18 protein-coding genes are annotated in these 20,486 nt (G+C 71.9%); 8 read left to right on the top strand and 10 right to left on the bottom strand.

Annotated features, from left to right (window positions below):
* Positions 1-77 precede the first annotated feature (77 nt).
* The 5 genes from ACFU5K_RS21540 to ACFU5K_RS21520 all read left to right on the top strand — a co-directional run bounded on the left by ACFU5K_RS21540 (position 78) and on the right by ACFU5K_RS21520 (position 6,911).
* Positions 78-296 (top strand): hypothetical protein, encoded by a 219-nt coding sequence (locus ACFU5K_RS21540; protein WP_384064072.1) that lies wholly within the window; start codon positions 78-80, stop codon positions 294-296.
* Between the two features lie 197 nt (positions 297-493).
* Positions 494-697 carry a DUF6243 family protein gene (locus ACFU5K_RS21535; RefSeq protein WP_384064066.1) on the top strand — a complete coding sequence of 68 codons (204 nt, stop codon included), beginning with the start codon at positions 494-496 and terminating at the stop codon, positions 695-697.
* Positions 698-983: 286 nt separating this feature from the next.
* Positions 984-2,132 carry a tRNA dihydrouridine synthase DusB gene (dusB, locus tag ACFU5K_RS21530; RefSeq protein ID WP_384064069.1) on the top strand — a complete coding sequence of 383 codons (1,149 nt, stop codon included), beginning with the start codon at positions 984-986 and terminating at the stop codon, positions 2,130-2,132.
* 574 nt (positions 2,133-2,706) lie between these two features.
* On the top strand, positions 2,707-5,418 hold the full coding sequence (ppdK, locus tag ACFU5K_RS21525) for a pyruvate, phosphate dikinase (protein ID WP_384064063.1): 2,712 nt from the start codon (positions 2,707-2,709) through the stop codon (positions 5,416-5,418).
* A 479-nt stretch (positions 5,419-5,897) separates the two neighbouring features.
* The gene (locus ACFU5K_RS21520) at positions 5,898-6,911 is read left to right on the top strand and encodes an ArsR/SmtB family transcription factor (RefSeq protein WP_384064061.1); all 1,014 of its coding nucleotides are present in this window, start codon (positions 5,898-5,900) and stop codon (positions 6,909-6,911) included.
* A 5-nt stretch (positions 6,912-6,916) separates the two neighbouring features.
* On the opposite strand, the gene ACFU5K_RS21515 is transcribed toward ACFU5K_RS21520, so the two are convergent.
* A complete protein-coding gene (locus ACFU5K_RS21515; RefSeq protein WP_384064059.1) occupies positions 6,917-7,501 on the bottom strand; it encodes a hypothetical protein in 585 nt (194 codons plus the stop codon).
* Positions 7,502-7,668: 167 nt separating this feature from the next.
* Here ACFU5K_RS21515 and ACFU5K_RS21510 point away from each other — a divergent pair, with 167 nt between their 5' ends.
* A complete protein-coding gene (locus ACFU5K_RS21510; protein ID WP_384064056.1) occupies positions 7,669-8,085 on the top strand; it encodes a VOC family protein in 417 nt (138 codons plus the stop codon).
* Between the two features lie 57 nt (positions 8,086-8,142).
* Here ACFU5K_RS21510 and ACFU5K_RS21505 read toward each other — a convergent pair whose 3' ends face one another.
* The 4 genes from ACFU5K_RS21505 to ACFU5K_RS21490 all read right to left on the bottom strand — a co-directional run bounded on the left by ACFU5K_RS21505 (position 8,143) and on the right by ACFU5K_RS21490 (position 13,608).
* The gene (locus tag ACFU5K_RS21505; RefSeq protein WP_384064053.1) at positions 8,143-9,309 is read right to left on the bottom strand and encodes an alkaline phosphatase PhoX; all 1,167 of its coding nucleotides are present in this window, start codon (positions 9,307-9,309) and stop codon (positions 8,143-8,145) included.
* Positions 9,310-9,425: 116 nt separating this feature from the next.
* Positions 9,426-9,785, bottom strand: coding sequence for a nitrite reductase small subunit NirD (gene nirD, locus ACFU5K_RS21500; protein WP_384064050.1), 360 nt, complete (start codon positions 9,783-9,785; stop codon positions 9,426-9,428).
* A complete protein-coding gene (gene nirB / locus ACFU5K_RS21495) occupies positions 9,785-12,370 on the bottom strand; it encodes a nitrite reductase large subunit NirB (RefSeq protein ID WP_384064047.1) in 2,586 nt (861 codons plus the stop codon). Before nirB ends, nirD begins: the two co-directional genes overlap by 1 nt.
* Positions 12,370-13,608: an NAD(P)/FAD-dependent oxidoreductase gene (locus ACFU5K_RS21490; RefSeq protein ID WP_384064045.1), complete on the bottom strand. Its 1,239-nt coding sequence runs from the start codon at positions 13,606-13,608 to the stop codon at positions 12,370-12,372. Before ACFU5K_RS21490 ends, nirB begins: the two co-directional genes overlap by 1 nt.
* Before the next feature lie 149 nt (positions 13,609-13,757).
* Here ACFU5K_RS21490 and ACFU5K_RS21485 point away from each other — a divergent pair, with 149 nt between their 5' ends.
* A complete protein-coding gene (locus ACFU5K_RS21485; protein WP_384064042.1) occupies positions 13,758-14,549 on the top strand; it encodes a sulfite exporter TauE/SafE family protein in 792 nt (263 codons plus the stop codon).
* Here the strand turns inward: ACFU5K_RS21485 and ACFU5K_RS21480 are convergent, their stop codons facing one another.
* The 4 genes from ACFU5K_RS21480 to ACFU5K_RS21465 all read right to left on the bottom strand — a co-directional run bounded on the left by ACFU5K_RS21480 (position 14,550) and on the right by ACFU5K_RS21465 (position 17,548).
* Positions 14,550-15,182 carry a class F sortase gene (locus tag ACFU5K_RS21480; RefSeq protein ID WP_384064039.1) on the bottom strand — a complete coding sequence of 211 codons (633 nt, stop codon included), beginning with the start codon at positions 15,180-15,182 and terminating at the stop codon, positions 14,550-14,552.
* Positions 15,183-15,204: 22 nt separating this feature from the next.
* The gene (locus ACFU5K_RS21475) at positions 15,205-15,861 is read right to left on the bottom strand and encodes a hypothetical protein (protein WP_384064037.1); all 657 of its coding nucleotides are present in this window, start codon (positions 15,859-15,861) and stop codon (positions 15,205-15,207) included.
* Positions 15,862-16,222: 361 nt separating this feature from the next.
* The gene (locus ACFU5K_RS21470; RefSeq protein ID WP_384064034.1) at positions 16,223-16,687 is read right to left on the bottom strand and encodes a DUF5990 family protein; all 465 of its coding nucleotides are present in this window, start codon (positions 16,685-16,687) and stop codon (positions 16,223-16,225) included.
* A 66-nt stretch (positions 16,688-16,753) separates the two neighbouring features.
* On the bottom strand, positions 16,754-17,548 hold the full coding sequence (locus ACFU5K_RS21465; RefSeq protein WP_384064031.1) for an aminotransferase class IV: 795 nt from the start codon (positions 17,546-17,548) through the stop codon (positions 16,754-16,756).
* A gap of 68 nt (positions 17,549-17,616) precedes the next feature.
* Here ACFU5K_RS21465 and ACFU5K_RS21460 point away from each other — a divergent pair, with 68 nt between their 5' ends.
* Positions 17,617-18,198 (top strand): NADPH-dependent FMN reductase, encoded by a 582-nt coding sequence (locus tag ACFU5K_RS21460; RefSeq protein WP_384064028.1) that lies wholly within the window; start codon positions 17,617-17,619, stop codon positions 18,196-18,198.
* 157 nt (positions 18,199-18,355) lie between these two features.
* On the opposite strand, the gene ACFU5K_RS21455 is transcribed toward ACFU5K_RS21460, so the two are convergent.
* The gene (locus ACFU5K_RS21455; protein ID WP_384064025.1) at positions 18,356-20,431 is read right to left on the bottom strand and encodes a molybdopterin oxidoreductase family protein; all 2,076 of its coding nucleotides are present in this window, start codon (positions 20,429-20,431) and stop codon (positions 18,356-18,358) included.
* Positions 20,432-20,486 lie beyond the last annotated feature (55 nt).

The raw sequence follows: 20,486 nt of genomic DNA, 5'->3' as shown, positions 1-20,486 counted from the left end.
CATCCAGCCCCACCCTCCCACTGACGGACAGGACGATCATGCCAGCCCCCCCATCGCCCGGGGGTGTCGCTTTGCGGATTTCCCAACGGAGTCCTCCAGGAGGGGGAGGAGTCACGACCACGAGCAAGGTCAGCAGATGGGATGAGCACGGGCGCGAACACATCGTCCACGTAAGGAAGTCGGGGATGCAGCGGCAGCTGACCTGCGACACCTGCGGGTGGCGCAAGGGGGCGCAGTTCCTGCCCTGGCTGAAGGCGGAGGAGCACCTGAACCGGTCCCGGCGCGCGCCCGGGTGAGGGCGCCGCCGGACCGCGCGGGAAAACCTGGTGAGGGCGACCGCCGGGCCGGGGTACCTTTTCGGCATGTCCCCGTTCTTCCAGATCTACGAGTGAGCGTGTGACGGGCCCTCGCCGCCCGTCACCCATCGAACCGATCCCCCCGGTGATCTCCGGTCACCCCGGACCTCACTTCTCACCACGAATGGGAGAATCCCGTGGCCAACAGCCGCAACAACCTCCTCGGTGTGGGCGGACAGCGCAAGAAGCTGTCCCGCGCCGAACAGCAGGGCGCCGGTCCCGCGCGCGACAAGGACCGCAAGGCCGCCGAGGACAAGAAGCAGGAGCTGGTGCGCAAGATGCGTGAGCGCACCGGTTCCGACGGTGCCGCTCCGGCCGAGGACGCGCCCGCCGGGAGCTGACCCCCTCGTACCACCCGCAGCACCGCGGGCCCGGATCACCTCGACCTCGGTGATCCGGGCCCGCGGTGCGTCCCGCCCCACCACGCCCCACCCCGCCCCACCGCGCCGCGTCTCACCTCGCCACACCGACATGTGGCGCGGCCCCTTCCCGAGGCCGAGCACGGTGACGTACGTCTCCTCGGCCGAGGAGTCACGGCAGGGCCTGGAACGGCTGCTGGAGACGGCCCTCGCCGACGTCTGGAAGGGCGGTATCCGGGGCGCCGGCCACGTGCGGGACAATGGCGCCATGACCACGCTCGCTCCCGCCCTCCCGCTGCTCCGGATCGGCCCGCACACCGTGCAGCCGCCGGTCGTGCTGGCCCCCATGGCCGGCATCACCAACGCCCCCTTCCGCACGCTGTGCCGTGAGTTCTCCGGCGGCAAGGGGCTGTTCGTCAGCGAGATGATCACCACGCGTGCCCTGGTCGAGCGCAACGAGAAGACCATGCAGCTCATCCGCTTCGACGCGAGCGAGACCCCGCGCTCCATCCAGCTGTACGGAGTGGACCCGGTAACTGTCGGCAAGGCGGTCCGGATGATCGTCGACGAGGACCTCGCGGACCACATCGACCTGAACTTCGGCTGTCCCGTCCCCAAGGTCACGCGCAAGGGCGGCGGCTCCGCGCTTCCGTACAAGCGGCCCCTGCTGCGCGCGATCCTCCGTGAGGCCGTCACGCAGGCCGGCGAGCTGCCGGTCACGATCAAGATGCGCAAGGGCATCGACGATGACCACACCACCTATCTCGACGCCGGCCGTATCGCCGTCGAGGAGGGCGTCACCGCCGTCGCCCTGCACGGCAGGACCGCCGCCCAGCACTACGGCGGCACGGCCGACTGGGACGCCGTCGCCCGCCTCAAGGAGCACGTCCCGGAGATCCCCGTCCTCGGCAACGGCGACATCTGGTCCGCCGACGACGCCCTGCGCATGATGCGCGAGACCGGCTGCGACGGCGTGGTCGTCGGCCGCGGCTGCCTCGGGCGGCCCTGGCTCTTCGGCGACCTGGTCAGTGCCTTCGAGGGCACCGGGACGAGGCAGGCGCCGACCCTGCGCGAGGTCGCGGGCGTCATGGTGCGCCACGCGACGCTGCTGGGGGAGTGGATCGGCGACGAGAGCCGTGGGGTCATCGACTTCCGCAAGCACGTGGCCTGGTACCTCAAGGGCTTCGCCGTCGGCTCGGAGATGCGCCGGAGCCTCGCGGTCACCTCGTCGCTGGAGGAACTGGCCGGGCAGCTCCAGCGCCTGGACCTCGACCAGCCGTGGCCGGACGGCGCGGACGGCCCCCGTGGGCGCACCTCGGGCAACAACCGGGTGGCACTCCCGGACGGCTGGCTCAAGGACCCGTACGACTGTGCGGGTGTGAGCGCCGACGCGGAGCTGGACACCTCGGGCGGCTGATCGCCGCCTCCCATGCGAGGCACCGAGTGCCGCAAAGCTAGTTCGCTCAATTGAGCGGACTAGCTTTGCGTGATCCGGGCGACTTCCGTCGAGAAGTCGATATCGGACCCGCATCGCCCGCCGTGGCGGGTGCGAACTTGTGACTCTGAGCTTTCGAATGTGCCCATCGGGTGACATGTAGCAGCGTCGCGAGCGTCCGGATGGTGACATCTGAGCGCGCCCGGGGGCGTGATTCTCGCCACCTCTGAGAGGAGTCTGGCTCAGATGAGCGCTCTTCCGGACGCTGTACTTCTCAAATGGCGGCACTGGGTGCCAGGCGACTTTACTTTGATCGATCAAGGCATCCAGTACCCTGCGTGCGCCAATCGCGCGCAGACGTGCACGCTCGGTAGTATTGCGTTCAAGAAATGAACACATGCGCTTAATCGGGCGCCGCCACCGCACTGCTTTCGATCTGCTGGCGGACGGGTGGTTGAGACCTCATGACGCGCAAGTGGCCGTACCCAGACACCTTCGATCTGGGTATGTTCCTCGCCGTCAGGGCAGCCACCGCGTCCTCGAGGAGTCGAGACCCGTGTCGGAAAACAAAGATCCCCAGAAGTTCGTCTACGACTTCACCGAGGGCAACAAGGATCGACGAGATCTTCTGGGTGGCAAGGGTGCCAACCTCGCGGAGATGACCAACCTCGGGCTTCCCGTCCCTCCGGGCTTCACGATCACCACCGAGGCCTGCAAGGTCTACCTCGACAGCGGGGACGAGCCGGCCGCGCTGCGCGACGAGGTCAGTGCGCACCTCACGGCGCTCGAGAAGCGGATGGGCAAGACGCTGGGCCAGGCGGACGACCCGCTGCTGGTCTCGGTCCGCTCCGGCGCCAAGTTCTCGATGCCCGGGATGATGGACACGGTCCTCAACATCGGCCTCTCCGACGCCTCCGTCGTCGGCCTCACCGCGCAGGCCGGGGACGAGCGCTTCGCCTGGGACTCCTACCGCCGCCTCATCCAGATGTTCGGCAAGACCGTGCTCGGGGTCGACGGTGACCTCTTCGAGGAGGCACTGGAGGCCGCGAAGGACGCCAAGGGCGTCACCGTCGACGTGGACCTCGACGCGTCCGACCTCAAGAAGCTGGTCAAGGAGTTCAAGAGGATCGTCGAGCGGGACGCCGGACGCGACTTCCCGCAGGACCCGCGGGAGCAGATGGACCTGGCCATAAAGGCGGTCTTCGACTCGTGGAACACCGACCGGGCCAAGCTCTACCGCCGGCAGGAGCGCATCCCCGGCGACCTCGGCACGGCCGTCAACATCTGTTCGATGGTCTTCGGCAACCTCGGGCCCGATTCCGGCACGGGCGTCGCCTTCACCCGTGACCCGGCCAGCGGCCACCAGGGCGTCTACGGCGACTACCTGCAGAACGCACAGGGCGAGGACGTGGTCGCGGGCATCCGCAACACCGTGGCGCTCGCGGAGCTGGAGTCGATCGACAAGGCGTCGTACGACCAGCTGATGAAGATCATGGAGACGCTGGAGACCCACTACAAGGATCTCTGCGACATCGAGTTCACCATCGAGCGCGGCCAGCTCTGGATGCTGCAGACCCGGGTCGGCAAGCGCACCGCCGGTGCCGCCTTCCGCATCGCCACCCAGTTGGTCGACCAGGGGCTCATCGACGAGGCCGAGGCGCTCCAGCGGGTCAACGGCGCCCAGCTCGCCCAGCTGATGTTCCCGCGCTTCGACCACGATGCCGCCAGCGTGCTGCTCGGCCGCGGTATCGCCGCCTCCCCGGGTGCGGCCGTGGGCAAGGCCGTCTTCGACTCGTACACCGCCGTCAAGTGGTCGCGGTCCGGCGAGAAGGTCATCCTGATCCGCCGGGAGACCAACCCCGACGACCTCGACGGCATGATCGCCGCCGAGGGGATCCTGACCTCGCGCGGCGGCAAGACCTCGCACGCCGCCGTCGTCGCCCGCGGCATGGGCAAGACCTGCGTCTGCGGCGCCGAGGAGATCGAGGTCGACACCAAGCGCCGCCGGCTCACGGTCGGGGACACGGTCGTCGAGGAGGGCGACCTCGTCTCCGTCGACGGCTCCACCGGCAAGGTGTACCTCGGTGAGGTCCCCGTCGTGCCGTCCCCGGTGGTCGAGTACTTCGAGGGCCGGATGCACGCGGGCGCCGACGACGCCGACGAGCTCGTCGCCGCCGTGCACCGGATCATGGCCTACGCCGACCGCGTACGCCGCCTGCGGGTACGGGCGAACGCGGACAACGCCGAAGACGCCTCACGGGCCCGCCGCTTCGGCGCCCAGGGCATCGGTCTGTGCCGCACCGAGCACATGTTCCTCGGTGAGCGCCGCGAGATGGTCGAGAAGCTGATCCTCGCGGACACCGACGACGAGCGTGAGGCCGCGCTGGAGGCGCTCCTGCCGCTCCAGAAGGCCGACTTCATCGAGCTGTTCGAGTCCATGGACGGGCTGCCCGTCACGGTCCGGCTGCTCGACCCGCCGCTGCACGAGTTCCTGCCCGACATCACGGAGCTCTCCGTGCGCGTCGCGCTCGCCGAGTCCCGCAAGGACTCCAACGAGAACGACCTGCGCCTCCTGCAGGCCGTGCACAAGCTCCATGAGCAGAACCCGATGCTCGGGCTCCGCGGCGTCCGTCTCGGCCTGGTCATCCCGGGGCTGTTCGCGATGCAGGTCCGCGCGATCGCCGAGGCGTCCGCGCAGCGCAAGAACGCCAAGGGCGACCCACGTGCCGAGATCATGATCCCGCTCGTCGGCACCGTCCAGGAGCTGGAGATCGTCCGCGAGGAGGCCGACCGGGTCATCGCGGAGGTCGAGGCCGCCACCGGTACGGAACTGAAGCTGAGCATCGGCACGATGATCGAGCTGCCCCGAGCCGCGCTGACCGCCGGTCAGATCGCCGAGGCCGCGGAGTTCTTCTCCTTCGGGACGAACGACCTCACGCAGACGGTGTGGGGCTTCTCCCGCGACGACGTGGAGGCCTCGTTCTTCACCGCGTACCTGGAGAAGGGCATTTTCGGGGTCTCGCCGTTCGAGACGATCGACAAGGACGGCGTCGGCGCCCTCGTGCGCAGCGCCGTGGAGGCCGGCCGGGCCACCCGCCCGGACCTCAAGCTCGGTATCTGCGGCGAGCACGGCGGAGACCCGGAGTCGGTGCACTTCTTCCACGAGGTCGGCCTGGACTACGTCTCCTGCTCGCCCTTCCGTATTCCGGTCGCCCGGCTGGAAGCGGGCCGCGCGGCCGCCGAATCCGGGGGCAGCGACAGCCGCTGAGTCCCGGCGGGGAACGAACGGCTCGACTCCGGGGCCGCCGTCGGATCGCTTACACCCTCGACGATCCGACGGCGGAGCCGGATTACCCGGAAGCGGCGGCACCCTGTGCGGGGGTGCCGCCGCTTCGTCAATTGAATCGCCAACCGTTCAAGGTTGTTTCTTTTCACCGTTCGGTGCGCAAATCGGGGACCGGCCGCCGGGGTGCGGCCCAGGGATCCCCACCCCTGGGCCGCACCCGCTTACCCCTGCCGGGTACGGAGCCGCACCGTCGTTCACCGCCGCCGAACAGGCGAAGCCCCCCACGGCCCTCACCCGCTCTTTCGGTGACGCCGGATGCGTACCCGACGTCGTACAGCCTTTCGGGTACGGCGGATACGGGCGAGGCGTTTCAACTGTGGCCGAAACCCCGTGGTGACCTCCTGTGATGCTGTGCATACCCTTCGACGGGGGCAATTGCGGGTGCAACAGGTGGGGGTTCGGTGCTGCGTATCAATGTGTCCGGGGTGGACCTTTCGCGGGTGCGGATGGCCGCGAGGCCGGACGCGATGTGGGAAACCATTCTCAGTTTCCACAGGCTGAGGGACCGGCGGGGTTCCACGGTCTTCGGGAAATGGCGCAAGGAATCCCGGACCCGGTTGAATGGTGAAGCACGCCTGCTGTCCGCCTTCGTTCCGCCCAGAGGCTATTTCCCCGACTTCCTGACGCCTTCCGCGGAGGGGGCCGAACCATTCGGATTCGACGCCGGAATGGAGGCGCTGCGCGACACCCCGGCCGACCGGATCCGCGCGGAAACCGCCCTCCTGGCCGAAACCGCCCCCCTCCTGAGGCGGCCGTCGGGCGGCCCCACGGCCGCCGCCCTGCCGCACGCGCTCGCCGAGGGGCGCACCGAACCGCTGGGCCGGCTCATCTCCACCCTGCGCGCCTATCACCGCGCCGCCGTCGAGCCGTACTGGCCGCACATCCGGGCGAGCGTCGAGGCCGACCGCGCGCTGCGGGGCCGCGCGCTGCTCGACGGCGGGGCGGACGAACTCCTCGCCACCCTGCCCTCGGTGATCCGCTGGCGCGCGCCGGTGCTGGAGGCGGACTACCCCGTCGACCGGGAGCTGCACCTGGACGGCCGGGGCCTCCTCCTGCAGCCCTCGTACTTCTGCCGGGGCACCCCCGTCGTCTACCGGGACCCGCTCCTGCCGCCCGTCCTCGTCTACCCTGTCACCCACCCCGGTGCCCCGGCCTTCGCGGAACCGGGGCCCTGGCTCGGCCGGCTCGTGGGCCACACCCGCTCCACGGTCCTGCGGTCCATCGGCAACGGCTGCACGACCAGCGAGCTGGCCCGCAGGACCGGGGTGTCCCTGGCCTCAGCCAGCCAGCACGCCTGCGTGCTGCGCGAAGCCGGTCTCGTCCGCACCCTGCGCCACGGCAGCTCGGTCCTGCACACGCTGACCCCGCTGGGGGCCGCGCTGCTCCGGGGCGGGGCTCCGCTCGCCCTGTCCTGAGCCGATCAGCCCTGCTCCTCCAGCACCGCCTTCAGAACGGCCAGACGCTCCTTCCAGAACGCCTTGTAGCGGGCCACCGCCCCCGCGTCCGCCAGCTTCCCGTGCCCCAGGCCCAGTCGGGTACGCCCGTCCGGCAGGGCATCCAGCCGCACCGAGACGCTTCCCGCGGGCTCCCCGGACTCGTCACGGAAGCCCGCGGTCAGGGACCTACCGGGCCGCAGGCCGCGTACGGACAGCTCCACGTCCGGCAGCCAGCGCTCGCGCAGCACCGGTTCGGTGAAGGCGGCCATGACGCGCTCCGGCGGGGCCGCGAGGGTCCGGCTGCCCGAGGTCTTCCAGTCGCCCGCCGAGGACCGTCCCACCTCCCGCAGACCGCGTTCCTGTTCGTACCCGACGGTGACCGACTGGGTGTACCAGCCGCCCATCCGGTGCTCCGTGCCCAGGTACGCGGCGATCTCCGCATGGGTGCGCCGCGTCGCGTCCCAGGCGTCGAGCACGGCGAACCAGTCCGCCCAGCCCCGGCCGGTCGCTCCCCTCAGCGTGTCGTCCGACAGCTTCTCGGTGATCCTTCGGCCCGTCGATCCGCTCATGCCCCGACGCTATGCGCCCTCCGCGAGGCACCGGCAGCGCCGCGCGGGGGAACCGCGCCCGCCCCGGGCGATGAGTTCCGCCCGCCGCCGCCGTCTACCTCTTGTGAGCGCTCGCAGGGAGCGCGCGGGAGCACTGCAGAGTGCCGTACGGAAGAAGAGTGGGAGCCATGCCTCAGCCTCGGATGATCTTCGTGAACCTGCCGGTGAAGGACCTGGAGACGACCAAGAACTTCTTCTCGAAGCTCGGCTTCGGCTTCAACCCGCAGTTCAGCGACGATACGACCGCCTGTCTCGTCATCAGCGACACGATCTTCGCCATGCTCATCAGCGAACCGCGCTTCAAGGACTTCACCAAGAAGGAGATCGCCGACGCGTCGGCGACGACCGAGGTCCTCATCGCCCTCAGTGCAGAGAGCCGCGCGAAGGTGGACGAGATGGCGGACGCAGCGCTCGCCTCGGGCGGTTCGCCGGCCAACGAGCCCATGGACGAGGGCTTCATGTACGGCCGCTCCTTCCAGGACCCCGACCACCACATCTGGGAGGTCGTGTGGATGGACCCGGCCGCCGTCGAGGGGCAGGCCTGACGCCGGGACGGGGTGGCTGTCGCGGTGCCCGCACCGCCACAGCCGCCCCGGGGCCGGTCAGGAGCGGAACGGCCCGGTGACCTCGTAGGTGATGCCGCCCGAGGAACTGCCGCTGGTCCCGCGCTGGGAGGAGAAGTAGAGGCGCTTCCCGTCGGGCGAGAAGGCGGGCCCGGTGATCTCGGAGCCCGACTGGCCGCTGATCCGCAGGAACGGCGCGACCGTGTCGGCGGGTGTGATCAGGCAGATCTCCATGTTGCCGCCGTCCTCGGCGACGTACAGGTCGCCCGAGGCGGACCGGGTGACGTTGTCCACGCCGGTGAGCGGGGCGGTGCCGCTCGTGACGAGCGAGTCGTCGTAGGCGAGCGAGAGGGACGAGGCGTTCGCGTCGTACGCCCACACCCGGTTGTCGCCCTTGGTGGTGAACCAGCAGGTGCCGGCCGCGTAGAAGCAGCCCTCGCCGCCGTTGAACACCTTGGCGCCGGAGACCTGGTAGCGGGTCTGGGTGGGTGATCCGTCCGGATCGGGGACCGTCGTCCAGGTCACCGGGCCGGAGGTGCCGGTGCCGGCCACCAGGACCTGCAGCGTGCCGGACGACAGGTTGCCCCAGGTGGTGGGGCGGAAGCGGTAGAAGCGGCCGTCCGTCTCGTCCTCGGTGAGGTAGACGTAGCCGTGGTCGGGGTCGGCCGCCGCCGCCTCGTGCTTGAAGCGGCCGAGTGCCGTACGCTGCACGGCCGCGTTCACGCCCCAGGGGTCCGTCTCGTAGACGAACCCGCGGGTGACCTCCTCGCAGGACAGCCAGGTGTTCCACGGGGTGCGGCCGCCGGCGCAGTTGTTGTTCGTGCCGGACAGGATGCGGTACGCCGAGGTGACGGTCCCCGAGGCGTCGAAGCGCACCGCGCTCGCCCCGCCGCCGCTGCCCGAGGACACCTCGGAGTTGGACACGTAGATCCATCCGCCGCCGTCGGTGAAGGTGGCGCCTCCGTCGGGCGCGCTGTGCCAGGTGTACGAGGTGCCCGGGACGGTCTGCCCCGAACGCGCGACGATGCGGCTGGTGAAGCCGCTCGGCAGCAGGATGCCGTTCGCGTCGGCGGCCTGCAGCGCACCGTACGGCCCGGTGGCAGGCTGGGCGGGAGCGGCGGAGGCGGCGCCCCTCCAGAGGGTGCCGCCGAAGGCCGCCGCCGATGAACCGATCACCGCTGTACGCAAGAAGTTCCGACGTTCCACGATCACTCCACGGGTGACGTGCTGGCCCGCCGGCCCGGTCGGCCCGGCGGGTCGAACGTCAGGACAGTAGAGGCGCGTGGTGGACGCAGTTCCAACGTGTCGTGAACAAGGCGCAGTCAGTCCGCGCGGACCGGGAACACCGGCACCGACACGTCGTCGTCGTCCAGGCACGCGCCCGTCTCCAGGTCGAAGCGCTGCTTGAGGAGCGGCGAGGCGACGAACGGCCGTCCGCCCACGGAGCCGAGCAGGCCCCGGGAGAGGACGTACGCGCCGGTGAACGGGTCCCGGTTGTCGATCGCGTAGGCCCGCCCGGCCCGGTCCATGAACAGCGCCACCTGCCTGCCGTCGGGCAGGAGCGCCGCCACACCTCGTCCCGGGGTCAGCAGCGAGCGGTCGCAGACCGTCAGCCAGCCGTCCCCGTCCGCGAGCCGGATCGTCCGGGTGTCCCGCGCCGTCTCCACCGTCGTGGTCGTCATCAGGAGGGGGTCCCTTCGAGAGTGCGGACGGCGAGCACCGGGCCCGCGAGGATGTCCAGGTCGGGCTTGACCTGGTCGCGCTCCGGGACGAACCTGACCGAGGGGTCGGGGGCGTCAGGGGCGTTGACGAAGGTGACGAAGCGCCGCAGCCGCTCGGGGTCCTTGATGGTCTCTGCCCACTCGTCCCGGTAGCCGGCGACATGGTCGGCCATCAGGCGTTCAAGCTCGTCGCACAGCCCCAGCGAGTCGTGGACGACGACGTCGCGCACGTGGTCCAGGCCGCCCTCGATCCGGTCCAGCCAGGTCGAGGTGCGCTCCAGACGGTCCGCCGTGCGGATGTAGAACATCAGGAACCGGTCGATGAGACGCACCAGTTCGGCGTCGGACAGGTCCTGGGCGAGCAGGTCCGCGTGGCGCGGGGTGGCGCCGCCGTTGCCGCCGACGTACAGGTTCCAGCCCTGGGCGGTGGCGATGATCCCGAAGTCCTTGCCGCGGGCCTCCGCGCACTCGCGGGCGCAGCCCGAGACCGCCGACTTCAGCTTGTGCGGGGAGCGCAGACCGCGGTATCGCAACTCCAGGTCGATCGCCATCCTCACCGAGTCCTGAACGCCGTAGCGGCACCAGGTCTGCCCCACACAGGACTTGACCGTCCGCAGCGACTTCCCGTAGGCGTGCCCGGACTCGAAGCCGGCGTCCACCAGGCGGGTCCAGATGAGCGACAGCTGGTCGACGCGGGCGCCGAACAGGTCGATGCGCTGCCCTCCGGTAATCTTCGTGTAGAGGCCGAAGTCCCGGGCCACCTCGCCGATCACGATGAGTTTCTCCGGGGTGATCTCACCGCCGGGGATGCGCGGCACGACCGAGTAGGAGCCGTTGCGCTGGAGGTTGGCGAGGAAGTGGTCGTTGGTGTCCTGGAGGGCCGCCTGCTCGCCGTCAAGGACGTAGCCGCTCGCACCGACCGTCGGGGCCAGCGACGCGATGACCGAGCCGACCGTGGGCTTGCAGACCTCGCAGCCGTCACCGCCGCGTGCCTCCGGGCGGCCGTGCGAGTCGAGCAGCTCGGCGTACGACGTGACGCGGAGGGTGCGCACGATCTCGTACAGCTCGCTCCGGGTGTACGCGAAGCAGCCGCAGAGCCCCTGGTCCTCGGGCTGCGGCAGCAGCTGGCCGATGACCTTGACGCAGCTTCCGCAGCCGGTACCGGCCTTGGTGCACTTCTTCACCTCGGGCAGCGTGGTGTGCCCGCAGATCGCGCCCTTGGTGACGTTGTGGCAGGAACAGATCACGGCCTCGTCGGGCAGTGAGGACGGGCCGAGGGTGACCGGACCGCCCGCACCGGCCGGCAGCACCAGCTGCTCGGGGGCCACCGGCAGGACCGTGCCCGTCATCGGGCGCAGCGTGCCGTACTGGTCGGCGTCACCGACGAGAACACCGCCGAGCAGGGTGCCGTCCTGCCCGATCACCAGCTTCTTGTAGACGCCCGAGCGGGAGTCCGCGTACACGACGTCGAGGCTGCCTTCGGCCGCGCCGTGCGCGTCGCCGAAGGAGGCCACGTCCACACCGAGCAGCTTCAGCTTCGTGGAGAGGTCGGCGCCGGTGAAGGAGGCCGCGTTGCCCGCGATCACCTCGGCGGCCGCCGCCGCCATCTCGTAGCCCGGCGCCACCAGGCCGTACACCCGGCCGTCGGAGGCCAGCGCGCACTCGCCGATCGCGAACACGTCGCCGTCGGAGGTGCGGCACTGCTCGTCGACGACGACGCCGCCGCGCGGGCCGACCTCCAGACCGCAGTCACGGGCCAGCTGGTCCCGGGGGCGCACACCGGCGGAGAAGACGACGAGGTCCGTCGCGAGGGAGGAGCCGTCCGACAGGGACATGCCGTCCACCCGGCCGTCCTCACCCGCGGTCACCTCCTGGGTGCCGACCCCCGTGTGCACGGAGAGCCCCATGTTCTCGATGGTGCGCAGGAGGGCCGCCCCGCCGCCCTCGTCGACCTGCACCGGCATCAGCCGCGGCGCGAACTCCACGACGTGCGTCCGCAGTCCCAGGCCCTTGAGAGCGCCCGCGGCCTCCAGGCCGAGCAGCCCGCCGCCGACCACGGCGCCCGTCCTCGCGCCCTTCGCGTACTCCTCGATCGCGAGGAGATCCTCGATGGTGCGGTAGACGAAACAGCCCTCGGCGTCCTTTCCCGGCACGGGCGGGACGAAGGGGTACGAGCCGGTGGCCAGCACCAGCGTGTCGTAGGCGAAGGTCTCCCCGGAGCGCGCGGTGACGGTGTGCGCCTCACGGTCGACGCTCTCCGCCGGATCGCCGACGCGCAGCTCGATGCCGTGCGCAGCCATGAAACCCGGCTCGACGAGCGAGAGGTCCTCCGGCGTCCTCCCGGCGAAGTACGAGGTCAGCTGCACCCTGTCGTACGCGGGACGGGGCTCCTCGCAGAGCACGACGACACGGGCCGTGCCCGCGGCGGCGGTCAGCCCGCGGTCGGCGAGCGCCTCCAGGAACCGCTGTCCGACCATGCCGTGCCCGACGACCACGATCGTCGGCACGCCCGCGGTGGGAGGGGTCGGGGGAGTGGACACCGGCATCAGAAGCCTCCGTCGTTGGTGAGCAGGTGGAGCAGGGACATGTCGGCAGGCAGCGGTTCGTCGTCCTGCCAGGCCCGGGCGAGCGTGCCGACCGCGGCGAGATCGCCGAACAGCACCCCGCCGGCGAGGCGGTCGCCCCGGACGACGACCGTGCGGTACGCGCCCCGCGTGGCATCGGCCAGCCGGACCACGTCGTCCCCGGGCATCGGCCGGGAGTCGCCGAAGGCGGCCAGGTCGAGACCGCCGGGAACCCCGGCGGCCACCGGGGAGGCAGAGGGGGAGCGCAGGGTGAGCCGGGTCAGCGCCCGGGTGCCCCGGTAGGCCGCGGGCCGTCCGGCCAGCACGTCGGCCAGCACGTCGGCCTGTTCGAGCGCGGCGCCCGCCAGCCCGTAGACCGTCCCGTCGTGCTCGGCGCAGTCGCCGACCGCGTGGATGTACGGGTCCGAGGTGCGCAGCTCGTCGTCCACGACCACGCCCTTGCGGACGCCGAGACCGGCGGCCTGCGCCAGACCCGTCCTGGGGCGGACCCCGCAGGCCAGGACCGTGATCTCGGCCTCCAGTTCGTAGCCGTCGGCCATCTCCACCGCACGCACGGCCGGGACGGCGCCGTCCGTGCAGCGCAGCCCGCGCACCCGGCTCTCCGTGTGCACCTCGACGCCGAGCGCCTCCAGATGGCGCCGCAGCATCTCCGCCGCCTCGGAGTCCAACTGCCGTTCCATGAGGTGCTCGCCCTGCTGGGCCAGCACCACCTGGGCGCCGCACCCGGCCAGCGCGCGGGCGGCCGACACCCCGAGGAGCCCGCCGCCGATGACGACCGCGCGCGTTCCGGGACGGACCGCGGCGCGCAGGGCGAGGCAGTCGTCCAGGGTGCGGAAGGGGTGCACGCCGTCGGGCAGGGTGCGGCCGATGCCCCGCAGCGGGGGCAGCACCGGGTTGGAGCCGGTGGCCAGCACCAGGCGCTCGTAGCCGATGACGCCGCCGTCGTCGCACAGGACCCTGCGCTCCGCCCGGTCGATCCGCACGGCCCGCACCCCGCGCCGCACCTCGGCGGGCGGCAGCGCGATCACGTCCGGCTCGTACCGGCCCGCGAGGACCTCGGCCAGCAGCACCCTGTTGTACGGTGCGTGCGCCTCCTCGCCGATGACGGTGACACCGGGCACCCGGGCGGCGAGCCGCGCACCCGCCATCCCGGCGCCGATCACCACCACCTGCGCCGTGTGCCCGCTCCGTGTGCTCATGACGAAGACACTGCGGGGCCGGTGTTTCCCGACCGCATCCCTCCTGTTTCCCGGGAGGAACCTTGCGCTCAGCGCCGGCGCACGGCCCCTGTGAGGCGCGGGCGAGACTGGTTGGACTGGGCACCTATCGCTTGCCTAGGGTCGCGTACATGCCCGACATCACGCTGACCACCCTCGTCCTGCTGTGCCTCGCGGCCGCCGCTGCCGGCTGGATCGACGCGGTGGTGGGCGGCGGCGGGCTGCTCCTCCTGCCGGCCCTGCTGCTGGGACTCCCGCACGTCCCGGCCGCGCACATCCTCGGCACCAACAAGGCGGTCGCCATCGTCGGCACCTCGGGTGCCGCCGTGACGTACGCCCGCAAGGCACCGGTCCAGGTCGGGACCGCCGTACGGATCGGGCTCACGGCGCTGGCAGGGTCGATGACCGGTGCCTTCTTCGCCGCGGGGATCAGCAGCGACGTACTGCGGCCGGTGATCATGGTGGTCCTGCTCGGAGTCGCGGCCTTCGTGATGCTGCGGCCGTCCTTCGGCACGGCGGCGGCCGGCGACGGCACGGGCCGGCAGGTCACCCGCGCGCGCACCGTGACCGCCATCGTGCTGGTCGGCGGCGGTATCGGCTTCTACGACGGGCTGTTCGGGCCCGGCACGGGCACGTTCCTGGTGCTCGCGCTGACCGCGGTGCTCCACCTCGACCTGCTCACCGCGTCCGCCACCGCGAAGATCGTGAACGTCTGCACCAACGCCGGCGCCCTGGCGATGTTCGCCTATCAGGGCACGGTCCTGTGGCAGCCGGCCGCGCTGATGGCCGTGTTCAACCTGGCCGGCGGCATGTTTGGGGCGCGCATGGCCCTCAGGAAGGGCAGCGGCTTCGTGCGCGGGGTCCTGCTGGTCGTGGTGTTCTCGCTCGTCGCCAAGCTCGGCTTCGACCAGTGGACCGCCTGATCACCGCACCTCGGTGAGGTGCGCGTACGCGACCACGTTGCCCAGGTATCCGGTCTCGCGGGTGAAGCCGCCGCCGCAGGTGATCAGGCGCAGCGACGCGTGCGCGGTGGCGCCGTAGACCCGCTCGTCCGGGAAGTGGTCGTTTTCGTACACCTCGACCGCGTCGACCGAGAAGACCGCGGTGCGGCGGTCACCACGGTCGATCTCGATCCGGGCGCCCTTCTTCAGGGACCCCAGGGCGTAGAAGACGGACGGCCCCTCGGCGTTGTCGACGTGGCCGGCCACGATCGCGGTCCCCTTCGCGCCGGGGGGTGTGCCGTCCTCGTACCAGCCCGCGAGGTTGCGGCGCTCCGCCGGAGGCGCGTCCAGGCTGCCGTCCGCGCCCAGCCGGAGCCCCGTCATGGGCGCGTCCACGCCGATGTCCGGGACGCGGATCCTGACCGGCGCCGAAGGGTGCAGGGGCGAGGCGACCGGCACGCCGGGCCGCACCTCGGGGCCGGCGGCGAACGCCTCCCTGGTGGATGGCTGGGGTGCGACGAGCCGGGCGGCCGCGCCCTCCTCGACGAGCCACAGACCGCACAGCGCGACGATGCCGGCCAGCCACGCCCTGGCCCGCAGCGCGGTCCCGTTCACGTCGTCCTCCTCCGGGCCGGCCTCAGCCGTGCGCGCCGTCCGAGCGGCGGCGGCGCAGGAGCAGGACGCCGCTGCCGGCGGCCGCCGCGACGAGGCCGGCTCCCGCCGCGAGCTGCGCCGTGTCGGGGGCGGTGCTTCCGCCGACTCCCGTCCTGACATGCCCGGAGGGCTCACTGGGCCGGTTACCGGGCGGTGTCGTGGGCCTGCCCGTGGGCGGCTTCGCGTGTCCGCCGTCGGTGCCGGGGGGGACCAAGGGCTCGGGCCGGGTCCCCGGCTTCTCCGCGAAGCCGGTGCCGAGGTCGTCCGCAGGTGAGTCCTCGTCGGTCTGGGGCCGGAGCGACCCGGACAGCGCCGCCGGATCGTCGGCCTCGCCGAGGGGACCGGTGGCCGACGGGTCCCCGAGGGCGTCGAACTCGTCGACGGCGGCCGACTCCCCAGCCGGGTCCAGGTCATCGGCCGGCGCCGCGTCGGTGTCGCAGGCGGCCGAGGCGTCCGGTTCGGTCGCGTCTGCGGACCCGCACTCCGCCGCACCTGGGGCCGACACCACCGCCGCGGTGAGCCCCGGTCTGCCGAAGCCGGTCACGCCCGCGTGGGCGGACGAGGCTGCGGCGAGGCCGAGCGCGGCGGCGGTGAGGGCCGCGGCGGCTGTACCGGTCACGAGGCGGGCGGGGCTGCGCATGGGAATCCTCCGGGCAGACGGATGTGTCCTCCCTCCGAGGTAACGGGTGATGCGGCCCGGCTGCACGCTGACGTTCGGTCAGCTTTCACCCGTACGGACCCGCTGACGAGCCCTTCGCCCCGGTTCCGTGCAGGTCGTGGCGCCGACGGAGGCGGCCGAAGGCGTCCGGTGCCGATCGGGTGACGCCTCCGCCTCCCGGGTGTGGCGTACGTCATATACATGGAGTTCCCGGGGGCGGGCAAACGCACCACACCCCCCACGGGACGGCAGCACCCCGCCGCCTCCGGCAACCGCCCTCACCGGCCCATCCCCCCCCGGGACCGGTGGGGGCGGTGCTATGTCTCCGCGTACCGCCGGCCCCTCATGCCCCATGGTTCGTCGCGGACCAGGTGATGTCCGGCGGGCGCACACGGCCGCACCTCGGTCCGCCCTTGTCGTCGGTCAGGCGCAGTCGGGCGGTGAGGTGTCCGGTCCGTGCGGAGGCCTCGACGACCTCCGGATCGATGTCGCCGATCATCAGCTTGGCGCGCCGGAACATGGTGAAGGTGCCGGAGGGGTCGACGGTGCCCCAGGACAGGTAGACGAAGTGCCCGCCGAGCCGGTTCTGGATGTACGGCCCCGAGATCTCGACGCCCTCGGCGGTGGAGACGGCCGTGCAGTCCAGGGTCCAGTCCGCACGCGGAGCGTCGCCCGGGTGCAGACCCAGCAGCTCGCCCGGCCGGTCCTTGCGCTGCACACCGACATGGATGTCGTCGAAACCGGCGAAGCCGGTGCCGGGACCGCAGGTGCGGCCCGGAAGATCTGAGGCTTCGATGTGGATCTGCATGGAGCCCATGGTCCCGTACCGGGACCCGCGGTCCGCGGCGAGTTCCCGGCCGCACCCCGTGAGAGGTCAGACCGCCTCGCGAGGAGCGTCCTCGTAGACCTGTCCGATCCGCGCCATCAGTTCCTCGTCGACCGTGAACGAGGTGCCGTCGATCTGCCGGACCGGTGCGATCCCCTGAGAATTGGTGAGGAACGCCGCGCGGTAGGCGCCCAGCCCCTCCAGCGTCACCGGCCGCCGCGCCGAGGGCCGTTCCGTCCGGGCGAGTCCCTCATCCAGCAGTGCCATCGTTATGCCGGTCAGGGCCGGGGCGTCAGGCCAGACCACCGATGCGCCGTCCCAGAAGCCGATGTTGGTGACCGACCCCTCGGTCACCACACCACCGGGCAGGGTCAGCAGAGCCTCGTCGAAGCCCGAACGCCCGGCCAGCTCCCTGTAGTACGTCTGGCCGAACTCGCCGGGGCGCTTGATGTGCGGCACGGACCGCGCGTAGGGGACCGACATCAGGCTCCTCGGTTCCCGGGCCATCCGCGCCGGCCCGCGTACCGTCACCATCGTGACCGTCTCCGCGGCGCCGGGCGGCATGAAGCCGTGCACCCGCACCGAAGCGTCCCGTATCCCGGCGGAGTCGAGTGCGTGCCCGATCAGCTCCCGTACCCGGTGCCCGGTGAGGGGCGGCCCGAACAGTTCGCGGTTCGCCGAGTCGAGCCGCTCCAGATGCAGGTCCAGGCCGCGCACCGTGCGATCCCTGACCTGCATCGCGGTGAAGTGGCCGTACCCGGCGAAGGCCGGGACGCGGAGGTCCTCCGCTGTGGCGGGGCGGCCGTCGAACTCGACGTACGCGGCGGGTGCGGGAATCGTCATGGTCCCACCGTATGCGGCCGCCCGACACGCTTGACCTCAACCTTGGTCGAGGTGTGAGGCTGCCGTGCATGGACCTCACCACACCTGTCCCTCCCACCCGTTCCGACGCCCCGCTGAAGGTGGCCGTCATCCTCGGCAGCAACCGCGAGGGCCGCTTTGGGCCCGTCGTCGCGGACTGGTTCCTCGGCCGGGCGGCCGGCCACCCCGGCATCGAGGCACGACCGGTCGACGTCGCCGAGACCGAACCGCCGGGCGCCCGCGATGCCGGCGGCGTCCCGCTACTGGCGTGGGCCGACGCCTTCGTCGTCGTCACCCCGGAGTACAACCACTCGTACCCGGCCCCGCTGAAGAGCCTCATCGACCGGCACTTCGCCGAGTGGCAGGCCAAGCCGGTCGCATTCGTGTCGTACGGCGGTGTCTCCGGTGGCCTCCGGGCCGTCGAGCACCTGCGCCAGGTCTTCGCCGAGCTCCACGCCACCACCGTGCGCGACACCGTCTCCTTCCACCGCGCCGGCGCGCTCTTCGACGACCGGGGCCGGCCCAAGGACCCGGGGCCGGTCGACGGCGCGGCCAAGCGGATGCTCGACCAGCTGGTCTGGTGGGGCCGGGCGCTGCGTGACGCCAGGACCCGGCACCCTTACGGCAGCTGACACCGGCGGGGCCGACAATCGAGTGACCGTGAACGCCGATGACGAGGAGGCCCGGGATGGCCGAGCCCACAGCCCGTCCGCGCCTGGGTCTACCTGGCCGCCTCCGTGACCCGTTCCCCGCGGACCGGCGGCACCCTGGTCCCCGACGGGAACTGGCTCACCCGGCGGCTTCCACCCGCACCGCGCACACCTTGAACTCCGGCATCCGCGACACCGGGTCGAGCGCCGGGTTCGTCAGCGAGTTCGCCCGGCCCTCGCCCGGCCAGTGGAACGGCATGAAGACGGTGTCCTGCCGGATCGACGAGGTGATCCTCGCCGGTGCCACCGCCCGCCCCCGCCGGGAGGTGACCGCGACCCCCTCGCCCTCGGCCACCCCGATCCGCTCGGCCAGCCGCGGATGCATCTCCACGAAGGGCCCCGGCGCCGCCGCGTTCAGCTCCGCCACGCGGCGGGTCTGCGCCCCCGACTGGTACTGCGACACCACGCGCCCGGTGGTGAGCACCACCGGATACGCGGCATCGGTCTCCTCCGCCGGCGGCCGGTGCGTGACGGGGACGAACCGGGCCAGCCCGTCGTCCGTCGCGAACCGCTCCAGGAACAGCCGCGGCGTCCCGGCGTGCGCCTCGTCCGGACAGGGCCAGAACACCCCGTCCTCCGCCGCGATCCGGGCGTACGTGATGCCCGCGTAGTCGGCCGGCCCGCCCGCCGAGGCGCGCCGCAGCTCGTCGAACACCTCCTCGGGTTCCGTCGGGAACCCCTTCCCGTGCCCCAGCAGTCCGGCGAGCGCGTTCAGCACCCCAAGGTCGCTGCGCACCCCCTCGGGCGGCATGACCGCCCGCTGCCGCAGCAGCACCCGGCCCTCCAGGCTGGTCGTCGTCCCGCCCTCCTCGGCCCACTGGGTCACCGGCAGCACCACATCGGCCAGCGCTGCCGTCTCGGAGAGCACCACGTCCGCGACCGCGAGGAAGTCCAGCGACCTCAGCCGCTCCTCGACGTGCCCCGCGCGCGGCGCGGACACGACGGGGTTGGACCCCATGACCAGCAGCGACCGTACGTCCCGCCCCAGCGCGTCCAGCAGCTCGTAGGCGCTGCGCCCGGGGCCCGGAAGGGTGTCGGGGTCGACGCCCCAGACCCCGGCCACATGACGGCGCGCGGCAGGGTCGGTGAGCTTGCGGTAGCCGGGCAGCTGGTCGGCCTTCTGGCCGTGCTCCCGGCCGCCCTGGCCGTTGCCCTGGCCGGTCAGACAGCCGTACCCGGACAGCGGACGGCCCGCCCGGCCGGTCGCCAGGCAGAAGTTGATCCACGCCCCGACGGTGTCCGTGCCCTTCGCCTGCTGCTCCGGCCCCCTGGCTGTGAGCACCATCCCGCCCTCCGCCTCGCAGAACATCTCCACGGCCGCGCGCAGCTGCGGCACGGGTACCCCGGTGAGGCGCTCCACCAGCTCCGGCCAGTGCGCCATCGCGCCCGCCCGCGCCTCGTCCCAGCCACGCGTGCGGGTACGGACGAACTCCTCGTCCACCCGGCCGTCCGCCACGACCAGGTGCAGCATGCCGAGCGCGAGGGCCAGGTCGGTGCCCGGCCGCGGGGCCAGGTGCAGGTCGGCCTGTTCGGCGGTCCTGGTGCGGCGCGGATCGATGACGATCAGCCGGCCGCCGTTCTCCCGCAGTCCGGTCAGGTAGCGCAGCGCGGGCGGCATCGTCTCCGCGAGGTTCGAGCCGACCAGGATCACGCACCCGGTCCGGGGGATGTCCTCCAGCGGGAACGGCAGCCCCCGGTCGAGGCCGAAGGCCCGCTGGTGCGCGGCGGCCGCCGACGACATGCAGAAGCGGCCGTTGTAGTCGATCTGCGACGTGCCCAGCACCACCCGGGCGAACTTCCCGAGGGCGTACGCCTTCTCGTTGGTGAGCCCGCCACCGCCGAACACCCCCACCGCGTCCGCGCCGTGCTCCGCCCGCGTCCCGCGCAGCCCCTGCGCGACGCGCTGCAGCGCCTCGTCCCAGCCGGCCGGCACCAGCTCGCCGCCGGCGTCGCGCACGAGGGGCCCGGTCAGGCGGACACCGGCGGCCAGCACGGCGGGCGCCGTGCGCCCCTTGCCGCACAGGGCGCCCCGGTTGACGGGGAACTCCGTGCGCTCGACGACCTCGACCACCCCGCCACCGGCGACGGGGCGGAGATTCATCCCGCACTGGAGCGCGCAGTACGGGCAGTGGGTGGACGTCTCGGTACGGGCCATGCGCCCAGCGTGCGAGCCGGGTATTACGACGACGGGTGCGTCCGGTTACGCCCCC

Source organism: Streptomyces sp. NPDC057428, assembly GCF_042803195.1.
GTDB lineage: Bacteria > Actinomycetota > Actinomycetes > Streptomycetales > Streptomycetaceae > Streptomyces.
Note: the sequence above shows the minus strand (reverse complement) of the source record. Positions and strands in the feature narration are given on the sequence as shown.